Origin of the sequence: Jatrophihabitans telluris (assembly GCF_023516435.1) — a bacterium.
GTDB classification, from domain to species: domain Bacteria; phylum Actinomycetota; class Actinomycetes; order Mycobacteriales; family Jatrophihabitantaceae; genus Jatrophihabitans_A; species Jatrophihabitans_A telluris.
The window spans coordinates 2,243,280-2,257,676 of sequence record NZ_CP097332.1 but is presented as its reverse complement, the minus strand read 5'-3'; the positions used below and the strand labels follow the sequence as shown (position 1 = coordinate 2,257,676).

The 14,397-nt window shown below is 67.5% G+C and carries 10 protein-coding genes; 7 read left to right on the top strand and 3 right to left on the bottom strand.

Annotated features, from left to right (window positions below; all coding sequences use genetic code 11):
- Positions 1-3: 3 nt before the first annotated feature.
- On the bottom strand, positions 4-4,542 hold the full coding sequence (locus tag M6D93_RS10550; protein ID WP_249769119.1) for an Lhr family ATP-dependent helicase: 4,539 nt from the start codon (positions 4,540-4,542) through the stop codon (positions 4-6).
- 131 nt (positions 4,543-4,673) lie between these two features.
- Positions 4,674-5,456: a GNAT family N-acetyltransferase gene (locus M6D93_RS10545; protein WP_249769118.1), complete on the bottom strand. Its 783-nt coding sequence runs from the start codon at positions 5,454-5,456 to the stop codon at positions 4,674-4,676.
- A gap of 78 nt (positions 5,457-5,534) precedes the next feature.
- On the opposite strand from M6D93_RS10545, the gene M6D93_RS10540 reads away from it, so the two are divergent.
- The 6 genes from M6D93_RS10540 to M6D93_RS10515 all read left to right on the top strand — a co-directional run bounded on the left by M6D93_RS10540 (position 5,535) and on the right by M6D93_RS10515 (position 11,827).
- Entirely contained in the window at positions 5,535-5,726 is a 192-nt protein-coding gene (locus tag M6D93_RS10540; RefSeq protein ID WP_249769117.1) for a DUF3046 domain-containing protein, read from the top strand.
- 188 nt (positions 5,727-5,914) lie between these two features.
- Entirely contained in the window at positions 5,915-6,952 is a 1,038-nt protein-coding gene (gene recA / locus M6D93_RS10535) for a recombinase RecA (protein ID WP_249769116.1), read from the top strand.
- A gap of 179 nt (positions 6,953-7,131) precedes the next feature.
- Entirely contained in the window at positions 7,132-7,596 is a 465-nt protein-coding gene (locus M6D93_RS10530) for a regulatory protein RecX (protein ID WP_249769115.1), read from the top strand.
- Between the two features lie 314 nt (positions 7,597-7,910).
- On the top strand, positions 7,911-9,683 hold the full coding sequence (rny, locus tag M6D93_RS10525) for a ribonuclease Y (protein WP_249769114.1): 1,773 nt from the start codon (positions 7,911-7,913) through the stop codon (positions 9,681-9,683).
- Between the two features lie 77 nt (positions 9,684-9,760).
- On the top strand, positions 9,761-10,435 hold the full coding sequence (locus M6D93_RS10520) for a response regulator transcription factor (RefSeq protein ID WP_249769113.1): 675 nt from the start codon (positions 9,761-9,763) through the stop codon (positions 10,433-10,435).
- Positions 10,436-10,441: 6 nt separating this feature from the next.
- A complete protein-coding gene (locus M6D93_RS10515) occupies positions 10,442-11,827 on the top strand; it encodes a sensor histidine kinase (protein ID WP_249769112.1) in 1,386 nt (461 codons plus the stop codon).
- Positions 11,828-11,879: 52 nt separating this feature from the next.
- Here M6D93_RS10515 and M6D93_RS10510 read toward each other — a convergent pair whose 3' ends face one another.
- Positions 11,880-12,860, bottom strand: coding sequence for a TAXI family TRAP transporter solute-binding subunit (locus tag M6D93_RS10510; RefSeq protein WP_249769111.1), 981 nt, complete (start codon positions 12,858-12,860; stop codon positions 11,880-11,882).
- A gap of 48 nt (positions 12,861-12,908) precedes the next feature.
- On the opposite strand from M6D93_RS10510, the gene miaB reads away from it, so the two are divergent.
- Positions 12,909-14,384 (top strand): tRNA (N6-isopentenyl adenosine(37)-C2)-methylthiotransferase MiaB, encoded by a 1,476-nt coding sequence (gene miaB, locus M6D93_RS10505; RefSeq protein WP_249769109.1) that lies wholly within the window; start codon positions 12,909-12,911, stop codon positions 14,382-14,384.
- The last annotated feature ends 13 nt before the right edge of the window (positions 14,385-14,397 follow it).

Sequence of the window (14,397 nt, the reverse complement as noted above, 5' to 3'; positions counted from 1 at the left end):
GGCTCAGCCTCTCAATTGCAGGCCACGAGGGGACGGTCGGAATCCTGCCGACTCGAGCGCGCGACCGAGCGGCGAGGTCGCGATCCGCTCACCGTCCGCCTTCTCGACGTGCAGACGGCCGAGGGCACCCGTCCGGACGCTGTCGGCGAGCGCGGTCGCTGCCACCTTCAGCATGGCTTCGTCCTCGGTGAACGACAGGATGGTGCGGCCGCCCCGTTCGACGTAAAGGACGCAGTGCCCGTCGATCAGGGCCACGAGGGCGCCGGCCTTTCGACCAGGTTGATGGCCGCGACGCTGCTCGGCCTCGTCGTCAGCCGCAACAACCCGTACGGGCCATTCGAGCGCAGCCCCATAGGGGTTGGCTGGGTCGGTAGCCGCGAGCACGAGGCATTCGTTTCCAGGAGCCGTCGCCTGGCCCGCACGAGCAGAGATCTCACGCAGGCGATCGACCGCACCGGAGACGCCGAACTGAGCCCCGCCCATGCCCTCCACAAAGTAACCGCGCCGGTAGCGCCCAGTCTCCTCGGCCTGGCGCAGGACGGGGTAGACCGCGGAGAAGCCGCCCGGAACCGACTCGGCCGCCACCTCGCCACGCAGCAGGAGGCCATACCGGTCCAGGAGAACCTCGGTGCGGAGCAGGACGCGCGCCGTTTCTTCCGTTGCCGGCACCGGCAGTTGAGACCAGCGGCCGGGCATGGCCGCGCCGGCGGGCGAGTGAGCCTGTTCGGTCGCTCTGTTCACCGCTGCGATTGCGGCGCGCGAGTAGCGGCCGTAACGCGCTCGGGGAGCGGTTGCCCGACGGCTGTGCGAGGTCCTGCCGGTGGCCAGCCGCGCCCGCACCGGGGCGAGGGTGTCATTGGTGACGGCGCCGGACCAGATCAGGTCCCACAGGAGCTGGCTCAGCTCGTTCGCCCCGATCGACCGGTTGGTCGTGGCCTCGGTCAGCTCGCTGGAGCCCGCGAACTGCTCGCTCAGTGAGCGGATGAACAACGCCTGACCGTGATCCAGCAGTTGAAGAAGGGCCTTGTGTTGTGGGGTGAATCCAGCGTCGTCGGCCGGCTCCAGAAGCAGGGGTGCCACCTCTGCGGGCAAGAGCGAGATCCACCCGTCGTTCTTGCCGAGTGATCCGTGGCCGGCCCAGATCACCTCACCGGCACTGGTCAATTCGTCCAGCATCGCCGGGGAGTAGTCCGAGACTCGGGCGGGCAGCACCAGGGACTCGAGGGCCGAAGCGGGAATCGGCACGCCCGCGAGCTGCTCGATGACGCGGGCCAGCCCGTCGATCCCCCTCGAACGGCGCGCGCCGCCGACGCCTTGCCACTCAGGCAGGAACTGGGCGAGTACGGACTGGGGCACCGGCTCCACCTCGCGGCGCAGGGCGGCCAGCGATTTGCGACGGATGGTGCGCAGCATCGTCGTCCCGCAGTACTGGCGGGCGCGCGCCTCGCCGGTGAACTCACCGGCGACCACCTGACCGCTGGCTACCAGCCGTTCCAAGTGGGCTGCGACGACCGCGGTTCCCAAGCCCAGGCGGGTAGCGGGAGCGTCGACCGTGAACGGTCCGTTGGTGCGGGCGAAGCGCGTGAGCAGGTCGCCCAAAGGGTCGGCGACCAGTTCGGTGAACGTCTCGGGGACACCGACCGGGAGCGCGGCTCCGAGAGCGTCGCGAACACGGCCTGCGTCCTCGATCGCCAGCCACCGTTGCTCGCCGCCGATGCGGAGCTCGATGGCCCGACGGGTGGTTCGGAGCGTGTCCAGGTCGGTCCGGGTAGCTCCGCGCTGTTCCGCTTCGGCGGTCGTCAGATCCCCGACCTCTCGGAGCAGGTCAGAGGTCGCGTCAGGACCGGAGACCCGCCTGCTCTCGCTCAGGCGTTGCGCATCGCGGACGGACTCGGCGATTGCCTTCTCATCGAGCAGGTCACGGAGGTCGGGCGAGCCCATGAGCTCGGCCAGCAGCGAGGTGTCGAGCGTGAGCGCCTGGGCCCGTCGTTCGGCCAACGGCACGTCTGCGTCGTAGATGAACATGCCTACGTAACCGAACAGCAGAGACTGGGCGAAGGGCGACGGTGTCGATGTCTCGACCTCAACCAGCTTGATCTGGCGTCGTTGGAGCTGGCGCATCAACTCCACCAGTCCGGGCAGGTCATACACATCCTGCAGGCACTCACGCATGGCTTCGAGCACGACCGGGAACTGCCCGAAATTCTTGGCCACCTCCATGAGTGCATGCGCTCGTTGTCGCTGCTGCCACAGTGGTGAGCGACGGCGCGGATCGCGCTTGGGCAGCAACAACGACCGGGCGGCGCACTCGCGGAAGCGTGAGGCGAACAACGCCGAGTTGGTCACCTCGCCGGTGACGATCGCCTCGATGTCCTCGGGATCGAAGACGACGAGGTCGCTCCCTGGGGGTTCTGCGGTCGTGTCCGCCAGCCGCAGCACGATCCCGTCGTCGGAATGCATCGACTGGACGTCGAGCCCGAAACGCTCACGCAGGCCGGTCGATATCGCCAACGCCCAGGGCGCGTTGACCGGAGCACCGAACGGGGAGTGGATCACCAGACGCCAGTCGCCGAGTTCGTCGCGGAAGCGCTCGACGACAATCGTTCGGTCGGTTGGTAACTGGCGCGTCGCCGCTCGCTGGTCGGCCAGGTAGCCGAGCAGGTTCGAGGCCGCCCACTCGTCCAAGCCCGCTGCCTGCGCCCTCGCCTTGGCCTGCTCGACCGGCGCGGTGTCCAGCTCGCGCACGAACGCGCCCAGCGCGCGGCCCAGCTCCGCCGGCCGGCCGATGGAGTCGCCTTTCCAGAACGGCATCTTGCCCAGCTGACCGGGGGCTGGCGTGACCAGCACCCGATCGTGGGTGATGTCCTCGATCCGCCAGGAGGACGAGCCCAGCAGGAAAACTTCACCCACCCTGGACTCGTAGACCATCTCCTCGTCCAGCTCACCCACCCGGCGACCCGCGCCGTCGGACCCGGCCAGGAAAACGGCAAACATGCCGCGGTCCGGGATCGTTCCGCCGGAGGTCACCGCCAGCCGCTGGGCACCGCCGCGCGGGGTCAGCTCACCGGTCAGCCGGTCCCAGACCAGTCGCGGGCGCAGCTCGGCGAACGCATCAGACGGATAACGCCCCGCGAGCATGTCCAGGACGGCCTCCAGGGCGGAGTGCGGCAACGACGCGAACGGTGCGCTTCGGCGCACGACCCGCTCGACATCGTCGACGCTCAGCTCGTCCATCGCGACCATGGACACGATGTGCTGAGCCAGCACGTCCAGTGGATTGCGGGGGTACCGCATGCTCTCGATCTGCCCGGCGCGAATACGCTCCGCGACGACCGCCGACTCCACAAGGTCTCCGCGATACTTCGGAAAGATCACGCCTTCGGAAGCGGCCCCGACCTGGTGACCGGCGCGGCCGAGCCGTTGCGTGCCGGCGGCCACTGACGGCGGGGACTCGACCTGGATCACGAGATCGACGGCGCCCATGTCTATGCCCAGCTCGAGCGAAGACGTAGCGACGACAGCAGGCAGGCGGCCGGCCTTGAGATCTTCTTCGACGATCTGGCGCTGTTCGCGTGAGACCGATCCGTGGTGGGCGCGGGCGACCGCGCCGCGGTCGGGGTCACGCTCCGCTGCCAGGTCGTTGAGCTGGGAGGTCAGCCGCTCGGCCAGCCGCCTGGAGTTCGCGAACACGATGGTCGAGTTGTGACTGTCGATGAGGTCCAGCACCCGGCTCTCGACGTGAGGCCAGATGGAGGACTGAGTGCGGGGGTCGACGCCGGGTTCGGGTTCACCACCGCCGAGGGTGCTGAGGTCCTCGACCGGCACGACCACGGACAGCTCGAGGCGCTTGTCGGAGGGAGGTTGAACGATATTGACCGGACGTCCGCCGGCAAGGAAGTTGGCGACCTCCTCGATCGGACGCACCGTCGCGGACAAGCCGATCCGCTGAGCAGGCCGTTCGAGCAATTCGTCGAGGCGCTCCAGGCTCAGGGCGAGGTGCGAGCCGCGCTTGGTCGCTGCGACGGCGTGGACTTCGTCGATGATGACCGTCTCGACGCCGCTCAGTGCCTTACGTGCCGCCGAAGTGAGCAGCAGGAACAACGATTCGGGCGTGGTGATCAGGATGTCCGCGCCGTGCCGGGCAAAGGCGCGGCGGTCTTCGGGGGAGGTGTCACCCGAGCGCGTCGCCACGCGCACGTCGGGTTCGGCTTGACCCAGGCGCCGAGCGGCCTGCGAGATTCCCACCAAGGGTGAGCGCAGATTGCGCTCGACGTCGGCGGCGAGTGCCTTCAAAGGGCTGACGTACAGGACACGGCATCGCTGCGCCGGATCGTCTGGAGCGGGAAGGGCGGTGAGCCGGTCCACCGCCGAGAGAAATGCGGCCAGGGTCTTGCCCGAGCCGGTCGGAGCCACCACGAGCGTGTGGCGGCCGGCCGCGATGGACTCCCACGCCCCGAGCTGCGCAGGCGTCGGCTCAGCGAAGGCACCCTCGAACCACGCCCGGGTGGCGGGCGTGAACAGCGTCGAAGGGATGGTGGCCATGGCTACAGTGTGCCGCGCGGGTACGACAACCCGTCCGGCCTTGTTCGGGCTCGCCAGTCCTACGGCGGGCGGTGGCCTGCGGGCTGATGCCGCTCGGCACGGTGCTGGCCTCCGGTGCCCAGCGCGGGGGATCAGTCAGTCGCTACGCCGGCGGCCGAGTCATCAGCGCAGTCACCTGGCAAGGCGCCTGGTGTGCTGGTTTCCTCGGCGGCCCGGGGCGCACGTGGGCTCAGGCGGGCGGCCAGTGCCGCGCCGGCGCCGGGCCAGTCCTCGTCGGTCATGGCGTACTGGACGGTGTCCCGCCAGGTGCCGTCGGGTCGGATGCGGTGCTTACGCAGGACGCCTTCCCTGCTCGCCCCCAGTCGTTCGATCGCCGCCTGGGACCGCTCGTTCAGAATGTCGGTGTGCCACACGACCCGGACGGCGCCGAGGATGTCGAAGGCGTGCCGCAGGATTGTGAGCTTGGAGTCGGTGTTGTGCCCGCTCCGCCACCAGGCCCGACCGAGCCAGGTGTGTCCGATCGCAAGGCTGCGCGTCGCCGGACTGACCTCATACAGGCTGGTTGTGCCGATGAACCGGCCGGAACCGCGCTCGAGCTGCGCGTAGGGAAACCGCTCCGAGCGCGCCCGGCCCGCGAGCGCGATGGCAATGTGCTGGCGGGCTTCGGCCAGGGTCGTGGGCGCACCCAGACCGAGGTGGACGAACACCTCGTAGGCCCCGTCAGAGCTGTTCGCGGCATCGAGATAGCCCGTTGCGTGATCCATCGTGAGCGGTACCAGAGCAACCAGGGTTCCAGCCAGTGACTCCATCGCGGTCCACCGCAGGGGGTCAGGGGCGGGCGTTGCCAGCGGTCTGACCCGTGCTCCGATCGTGTGCGCGGTCGGCGAATCCTGCGGCGGGACTGGGGTCGACACCTGAACATCCTTTCCCGGTTTCCCCGTCGATGCCAGTCGAGACCGGGAAACGAGACCGCGAGTCGATAAGGTGGTCCGGTGCGATTGAGCGAGTTCTGGCAACGGATGGAGGCCCGATTCGGGGTGGTCTATGCCCGATCGGTGGCCGTCGACTACCGGGTCTCCGCGCTGGGCGCCACGGTTTCCGAAGCACTCGAGCGGGGCGATTCGCCCAAGCACGTCTGGCGTGCGGTCTGCGACGAGTTCGAAATCTCCCAGTCATTGCGCTGAGTCCGAGACTCCGCTCTGTGCGTGTCGATGTCCGGCGTGTCGCACTCCCAATCGAACAGACGTTCGTCTATCGTTGTCCACAGCGCGAGCGGTCGTCCACAGATTGTCCGGACCCGGCGAAACTGTCGGAGCCTCGATCTAGCGTCGCAGCCAACTGAGGAACACGACTCTGAAAGAGGTACCAGACGATGGCAGCTTTCGACCGCGACAAGGCACTCGAAGTAGCGCTAGGCCAGATCGACAAGCAGTTCGGCAAGGGATCGGTGATGCGCCTGGGTGAGCACGCGGCGGTCCCGATCGAGGTCATCCCGACCGGCTCCATCGCGCTTGACCTGGCGCTAGGGATCGGCGGCCTTCCCCGCGGTCGTGTCGTTGAGATCTACGGTCCGGAAAGCTCCGGCAAGACGACCGTGGCGCTTCACGCCGTCGCGAATGCCCAGGCCGCTGGCGGGGTGGCGGCCTTCATCGATGCCGAGCACGCCCTCGACCCGGAATACGCTCGCGCGCTCGGCGTGGACACCGATTCTCTGCTCGTGAGCCAGCCCGACACCGGTGAGCAAGCGCTGGAAATCGCGGACATGCTGATCAGGTCCGGCGCGCTGGACATCATCGTCATCGACTCGGTGGCAGCACTGGTTCCTCGCGCCGAGATCGAGGGCGAGATGGGTGACAGTCACGTGGGTCTGCAGGCCCGGCTGATGAGTCAGGCATTGCGCAAGATCACCGGTGCCTTGAGCAACTCGGGGACGACGGCGATCTTCATCAACCAGCTACGCGAGAAGATCGGTGTCATGTTCGGCTCCCCGGAGACGACGACCGGTGGAAAGGCCCTGAAGTTCTACGCCTCGGTGCGCCTCGATGTGCGCCGCATCGAAACTCTCAAGGACGGCGGCGACGCTGTGGGTAACCGCACCCGAGTGAAGGTCGTCAAGAACAAGGTCGCGCCGCCGTTCAAGCAAGCCGAGTTCGACATCGTCTACGGAACGGGTATCAGTCGGGAAGGTTCCCTTATCGATGTCGGCGTCGATCAGGCGATCATTCGCAAATCAGGCGCCTGGTACACCTACGACGGCGACCAGCTCGGCCAGGGCAAAGAAAACGTCCGCAGCTTCCTCAAGGACAACCCTGACCTCGCTGACGAGATCGAGAAGAAGATCAAGGAGAAGCTGGGTATCGGCGCGAAGGTCACCGAAGAAGCCCCGTTGCCCGCACCGGTTGATTTCTGATCGGTTCGAAGATGGCACGACAGAACGCCGGCGCCGGATCGAGGATTGAGCCGTCCTCGATTCCGGCGCCGGACTCTGACCGCGACTCTCCACGCCAAGGCAACGGGTTCCGCCCTGTTGGCGACTCTCCGGACCTCGAGCCCGACCCGCACTCGGTAGCCCGGACGATCTGCCTTCGCTTGCTTACAGTTCGCGCCAGGTCGCGTCACGAACTGGCCGAAGAACTGGACCGGCGCTCGGTCCCCAAGGACGCCGCCACGTCCGTGTTGGATCGGCTCACACAAGTCGGCCTGATCGATGACGTCGCCTTCGCTCGGGGCTTCGTCGAGACCAGGGTTCGGGAGCGCGGTCTGGCGGCTCGAGAGATTGAGCGTCAGCTCCGGACAAAGGGTATCGACGGCGACACGGCCGAAGCCGCGCTGACGGAGGTCAATCCATCAGCCGAGCGTGAGACAGCCTTGCGACTCGTCCGGAAGCGGCAGCGGGCGTTGGCCAATCTCGACACCGCGACCCAGACAAGGCGGCTAGCCGGATTGCTGGCCCGCAAGGGCTACTCCGCCGGCCTGACGTACTCCGTCGTCCGCGAGGTCGTGGGTGAAGCCGGCCTGCACGGCACGGCAGATGAGGACGCCGGCCTCGGCTGAGGACGCACGGTGGCATGAACATGTCAGGTTGGTTTGATCCGGGTCGCCGTGGAGTTAATCTCAGACCATCAGGAGAACGGACACGTGCTCAGCGATCCGCCGAGCGCACCGACATACATGACGTACCACTGAATAGGCCGCTGGCCAGCGCATACACGAAAGGATCCGAGTACCGGTACCGATCGCCGGCAACCTGACTCGCTGAGAACGACCACGACCCTGGGTTTTGGTCCGTTCCAGCGAGGTCGCCGTACCTCCTGAGTACACGTGCCGTCACGCACCCGTCGGCACCCGGACGTTCGGAGGAGATCACAGTGACCGGCTTGGAGTTCGCTCTAGCACTAGCGGCCGCCTTCCTCCTCGTGTTGATCCTCGGGCTGCGTTACCTGTCCATCGCGGCCAAGAGGCACACACAGCAAGGGCCCTCCCATCCCGCACACCGGGCTGAGCAGCACGCTCAGGACAGCACTTCCGAGGACAGCGATAGTAGCGGCACGGCTGTCGCGGCAGCGACCCAACGAGCCCGGCACGAGGTTGAGGCCCTGCGGGCTTCCGTCGAGGTCGAGGTCGACGCGCTCCGGCGTGCGGCGCGCACGGAGGCGGAGGCAACTCGCGCCTCAGCCGAGTCGACGCGCAAGGACGCAGAGGCGGCACGAGCGCGGGCTGAGGCCGCCGCGGACGAACTGCTCTCCGACGCTCGCCGACGCTCGGAACGAGAGCACCAGGCCCTGCAGGCCCAGCTCGAGGCCCGCGAGCAGTCGCTGCAAGCGAGGCAGCTCGAGGTCGAACGCCAGTCCGATGCCAATAGGCAGGCTGCTGAACGGCTGGCTGTCGACGCGATCGAGCTCGAGAGGGCCAACGCGGCCGTGACCGAGCGAGCGGCGGAGCTGGCGAGCGCAGAGACTGAAAGTCAGCTGGCCCGCGCAGCGGAAGCGGTGGCTCAAGAAGCCGCACTGGCGCGGATCGCCGGTCTCACCGTGGAAGAGGCCAAGGCCGAACTCCTGACCGCTGTCGAGGCCTCGGCGCGGCGTGACGCGGCTACGCTCGTCCGGACCATCGAGAACGAGGCGCGTGCGGAAGCCAACGAGCGCGCAAAGGCGATCGTCGTCGATGCCGTCCAACGCGTCGCGTCCGAACAGACCAGCGAAACCGTCGTCAGCGTCCTGCATCTGCCCAGCGACGAGATGAAGGGGCGGATCATCGGTCGCGAGGGCCGCAACATCCGCGCCTTCGAATCAGTCACGGGCGTCAACGTGATCATCGACGACACTCCCGAAGCGGTCCTGCTCTCCTGCTTCGATCCGGTGCGCCGTGAAATCGGCCGGATCGCGCTCGAGAAGCTCGTCCTGGACGGTCGGATTCACCCCCACCGCATCGAGGAGGTGTACGAGATCGCCCGGACCGAGGTGGACGCGCTGTGCCTGCGAGCCGCGCACGACGCGCTGGCCGAGGTCGGGATCACCGACCTCGACCCTCGGCTCGTGCCGACCCTCGGGCGACTGAAGTACCGGACCAGCTACGGCCAGAACGTCCTAGGGCATCTGATCGAGACGGCGCACATCGCGGGCCTCATGGCCGCCGAGCTCGGTATCGAACCGGCCCTGGTGAAGCGCTCGGCCTTCCTGCACGACATCGGCAAGGCACTCACCCACGAAGTCGAAGGTTCCCACGCCCTTGTCGGTGCGGAGTTGCTGCGGAAATACGGTGAGAGCGAAGCTGTCGCCCACGCGGTCGAAGCACACCACAACGAGGTCCAGCCCCGCACCGTCGAGGCGGTCCTCACCCAGGCGGCCGACACGTGTTCGGCCGCACGCCCCGGTGCTCGCCGTGAATCGCTGGAGACCTACGTCAAGCGGCTGGAGCGCATCGAAGAGATCGCCGGCGCCAAGCCCGGAGTCGAGAAGGTTTTCGCGATGCAGTCCGGACGAGAAGTCCGCGTCATGGTCCAGCCCAACGAGGTCGACGACCTGGCCGCTGGAGTGATCGCGCGCGAGGTTGCCAAGCAGATAGAGGACGAACTCACCTACCCCGGACAAATTCGCGTCACGGTCGTCCGCGAGTTGCGTTCCACCGAGATCGCTCACTGAAGTGACGCACTGACTCTCCGAAACCGAGTCGGGGACGGCACAGACCGGTCCTGCCGTTCCTGCTAGCGTCGCGAGCCATGCGGCTGCTGATGGTGGAGGACGACGACCGTGTAGCGGCCGCACTCCGCGACATCCTGATCCGTCATGGCTTCACGGTGACCCGCGCGGCGGGCATGGCTGAGGCACTCGAAGCCATCGACGAGACTGTCGAGGTCGTCTTGCTGGACCTCGGCCTGCCCGACGGCGATGGCTTCGACTTGTGCTCCTCGATACGGGCACTGCACGACGTACCGATTCTCATCACGACCGCCAGGGCAGACCTGCGCTCGCGCGTGCACGGTCTGCACATGGGAGCCGACGACTACCTGGTCAAGCCGTATGCGGTCTCCGAACTGCTGGCCCGCATCCACGCCGTCACCCGACGATCACGGGTCGCACGCCAGTCCAACGACAGCGCCGGCCGGCAGGTCCGCTCGCTCGGACTGGTCATCGATCTGGGCCGGCGGGTGGTCCGCAAGGACGGTCGTGAGCTTCCTCTGACGCGTAAGGAGTTCGGCATTCTCGAGGTGTTGGCCAGCGAACGAGGGCTGGTAGTGCGCCGTGAGCGGCTGCTCAGTCAGGTCTGGGGTTCCAGCTGGGGTGGCGACCAACACACCCTGGACGTGCATGTGGCCGCGGTGCGCTCCAAGTGCGGCACCGCGGCGATCATCGAGACCGTCAGAGGGATCGGCTATCGCCTTGGCGGGGTGTGATTGTTCATGCGGATTCGGCTGATCAGCTTGATCCTGACGCCCATGGCCGTCGTGGTCGTCCTGCTCAGCCTTCCGTTGGCGAACTCGCTGCGTAACGCCTACACCCGCGAGGTCTTCCTCAACCGCCTCAACGACACGGCCCGCTTCGCCGCTCTCGCCCAACAGGCCGACGCGACGGGGCAGCTATCGGGCATCCGCTCCGAACTTCACCGGTACCACCAGCTCTACGGCATCGATGCCTTCGTCATCGCCGATGACCGCTCCGTTCGTCTCGCTGAGGCGGATCATCGGCTGCCCGGCGACGGCACCTCCCGCGCTCGGATTTCCATCGCCCTCGGCGGGCGGCGCAGCGAACCACCAACTGCCGGATGGCCGTGGTCGAACAAGCCCATGCTGGTGGCCGAACCGATCGAGCGCGGCGGGGACGTCGTCGGCGCGATGATCACCGTCTCGCCGACGACTCGGATGCGGCAGCGGATCCTGGCGAGCTGGAGCGTGATCGCGGCCGGAGGGCTGGCCGCGCTCATCGCCTGCTACTTCGTCGCGGACCGGCTCGCGCGCTGGGCGTTGCGCCCGATCGCGGTGTTGGACGCCGCGACCAACGACGTCGCGACCGGCAAGCTTGACGCCAGGGTCGCCTTCGAACAAGGGCCACCCGAACTGCGCCGGCTCGGCGCTTCCTTCAATGTGATGGCCGACAACGTCCAGACCTCCGTCGAGCAACAGCGGGCGTTCGTCGCCGATGCCTCCCACCAGCTGCGTAACCCGCTGTCCGCTCTGCTGTTACGCCTCGACGACCTGGCGCTACGGGTTCCTGACGGGCTGACCGAGGACGCAGGGCGCGCACTGGACGAAGGGAAGCACCTCGTCGGCATCCTCGAGCGCTTGCTCGAACTGGCCCGGGCCGAACACGCCGGCGGGAACGCCGGTCGGTGCGAACTGCCCGAACTCGTTCGCCAACGGCTCCAGACGTGGCAGCCGATCGCCGAAACCCGCCACATCAGCATGAATCTCCGCGCACCGGACGTCCCGCCGGCTTGGGCCGACGAGTCCGCAACGGCCGGAGCGTTGGACGTGGTAATCGACAACGCCCTGAAGTTCTCGCCCGATGGCTCGACGATCGAGGTGCTTCTGGACCACGACGATCAGCGGGTCTGGGTGAGTGTCGAGGACTCCGGACCGGGACTGACGTCGGAGGATCTCGCTCGGGTCGGTAGGCGGTTCTGGCGCAGCGCCGGCCAGCAGAACGTGGCCGGGTTCGGGCTCGGCCTGTCGATCGCGCGCGCGCTGCTCGAACGCGCCGGTGGCGCGCTGGAGTTCCGCTCCCCGCCCGGCCACGGGCTTGAGGTTCGCGTGGTGCTGCGTCGCGAGGGCTCGGCGGACGCGTGGTGAAACGGCCAACCGTCCGCGGAGCCGACTGATCCGGCGCGAACGCTGTACTGACTCAGTTCTTGCGGCTGCGAAACCAGCGTTCTGCCCCGGCCAGTAGCGGGACGGGGTCGGTCGCGATCGCTGTGCGCGGGTCGAGCATGTTCAACGGAGCCACGACGGCCGCGATCCTGGACTGACGCCCGAAGAGCGTGGCGGTCAGGAATTCGGCGGTGGCGAGGGGCAGATCGGCACGACAGACGAGGAAGTTGGCCACCGCCACGGTCGCCACCGTGGTCTTCAGGTTGTATGCCCCGGTCGGAATGGTGGCCGCCCGGTACGCGCCCGGATAGGAAGCACTCATCGCGGTGGCCACACTGGTCAGCGGCACCAGGTGAACGCCGCCGGACTGCAACAGCGTGGCGACCGACGGTGTCGGTAGACCGCCGGACCAGAAGAAGGCATCGAGTCTCCCGGAGCGCATCGCCGACACGTCGTCGGCCAATCCCAGCGACGATGGCCTCATCGCGCTGCCGGGCACGTGGGACAGCTGCAGAACTCGGTTGGCGATGAGCTGGACGCCCGAGTTCGCCGCGCCCGTCGACACCCGCTTCCCGCGCAGGTCGTCGATACGGTTGATGCCGCTGGCGTCGGTGGCCACCAGCTGGATGTAGTCGTCGTAGAGACGGGACACGGCACCGATCTGGACCGGATGGCTGAACACGCCGTCCCCGTGAACCGCAAGCGAGGCCGCGTCAGCGGCGGTTACTGCGCAGTCTGCCGAGCCGGCGCCGATGCGTTGCAGGTTGTCCAGCGATCCGGTGCTGGTGGTCAGCGTCACCCTGAGCCGGCCGTCTCGAGCGTGCAGCTGTGTGGCGAACTGTTCGGCGAACGTCGCGTACACACCGCCCGGGGCTCCCGAAGAGATCCGCAACGTGCCGGACGGGGACGGCAGTCGGTGACTGGCACGATAGCTCCAGGCGATGATCACCCCGGCGGCCACGAGGATCGCGGCGCTCACGGTGACCATCCGGCGCAAGGCTCGGCGGTCGGTCACCGCACAACCGTAAGCGAGCGCGGGTCCAGCCCGTATCCTGGTCTCGTTATGAGCAGCGCTTCCCACGATCTCACCGAGACCCCAGCGACCGCCGCTGCCGGTCGGACGTACGCCATCCGTACCTACGGCTGCCAGATGAACGTCCACGACTCCGAGCGCCTGTCCGGACTGTTGGAGGCCGCCGGTTACGTACGGGCCGCCGACCAGAGCGGACAGGACGCGGACCTGGTCGTCTTCAACACGTGCGCCGTGCGGGAGAACGCCGACAACCGGCTCTACGGCAACCTAAGTCACCTCGTTCCGGTCAAGAACGCCCGTCCGGGTATGCAGATCGCAGTCGGCGGGTGCCTGGCGCAGAAGGACCAGCAGGAGGTCCTGCGTAAGGCCCCCAACGTCGACGTGGTCTTCGGAACGCACAACCTCGCGAGCCTGCCCGTCCTGCTCGAACGCGCCCGGCACAACGCCCAGGCGCAGGTCGAAATCGTGGAGAGCCTGCAGAACTTCCCCTCGGACCTGCCCAGCCGCCGTGACTCGGCCTTCAGCGCATGGGTATCGGTCTCGGTCGGTTGTGACAACACCTGCACGTTCTGCATCGTGCCGTCACTGCGCGGCAAGGAAACCGACCGCCGTCCCGGCGAGGTACTCGCCGAAATCGAGGCGCTGGTCGCCGACGGCGTCAGCGAGATCACCCTGCTCGGTCAGAACGTCAACTCCTACGGCCGATCGTTCGGAGATCGGTTCGCCTTCGGCAAGCTGCTGCGGGCCTGTGGCTCGATCGACGGGCTGGAGCGTGTCCGCTTCACCAGCCCGCATCCGCGTGACTTCACCACGGACGTGATCGAGGCGATGGCCGAGACGCCAAATGTCTGCCCACAACTGCACATGCCGTTGCAGTCCGGGTCCGACACCGTGCTTCGGGCGATGCGTCGTTCCTACCGCCGGGACCGGTACCTGCAGATCATCGATGAGGTGCGCGCCGCCATGCCCGACGCCGCGATCACCACGGACATCATCGTGGGTTTCCCGGCCGAGACGGAGGCGGACTTCGAACAGACGCTCGACGTCGTACGGCGAGCCCGCTTCACGAGCGCGTTCACCTTTCAGTACTCGCCGCGGCCGGGGACTCCGGCGGCCGCCATGACCGAGCAGATCCCGAAGGCTGTCGTCCAGCAGCGCTACGACCGGCTGATCACCCTGCAGGACGAGATCAGCTGGGAGACCAACAAGCAGTTGGTCGGACGGGAGGTCGAGGTACTCGTCTCGACCGGTCCAGGGAAAAAGGACAACGCCAACGGCCGCGTCAGCGGTCGAGCGCGTGACGGTCGACTCGTGCACGTCGAGGTCGGCGGCAACGACATCCAGTCTGGAGACGTCGTCCGCAGCCGCGTGAGCTATGCCGCTCCGCACCACCTGGTTGCCGACGGCGCGCTGTTGCAGCACCGCCGCGCCCGTCGGGTCACGGCACCGGCAACGGCAACGGTCGACGCCGGACGCCCGCTGCTGAGCATCGGCCCGCGCCCCTGAACCCCTGATGCCA

Excerpts from the sequence above, each read along its gene's own strand:
- recA (WP_249769116.1), top strand. The coding sequence starts at position 5,915 with ATGGCAGCTTTCGACCGCGACAAGGCACTCGAAGTAGCGCTAGGCCAG.
- M6D93_RS10515 (WP_249769112.1), top strand. The coding sequence starts at position 10,442 with ATGCGGATTCGGCTGATCAGCTTGATCCTGACGCCCATGGCCGTCGTG.
- M6D93_RS10520 (WP_249769113.1), top strand. The coding sequence starts at position 9,761 with ATGCGGCTGCTGATGGTGGAGGACGACGACCGTGTAGCGGCCGCACTC.
- miaB (WP_249769109.1), top strand. The coding sequence starts at position 12,909 with ATGAGCAGCGCTTCCCACGATCTCACCGAGACCCCAGCGACCGCCGCT.
- M6D93_RS10550 (WP_249769119.1), bottom strand. The coding sequence starts at position 4,542 with ATGGCCACCATCCCTTCGACGCTGTTCACGCCCGCCACCCGGGCGTGG.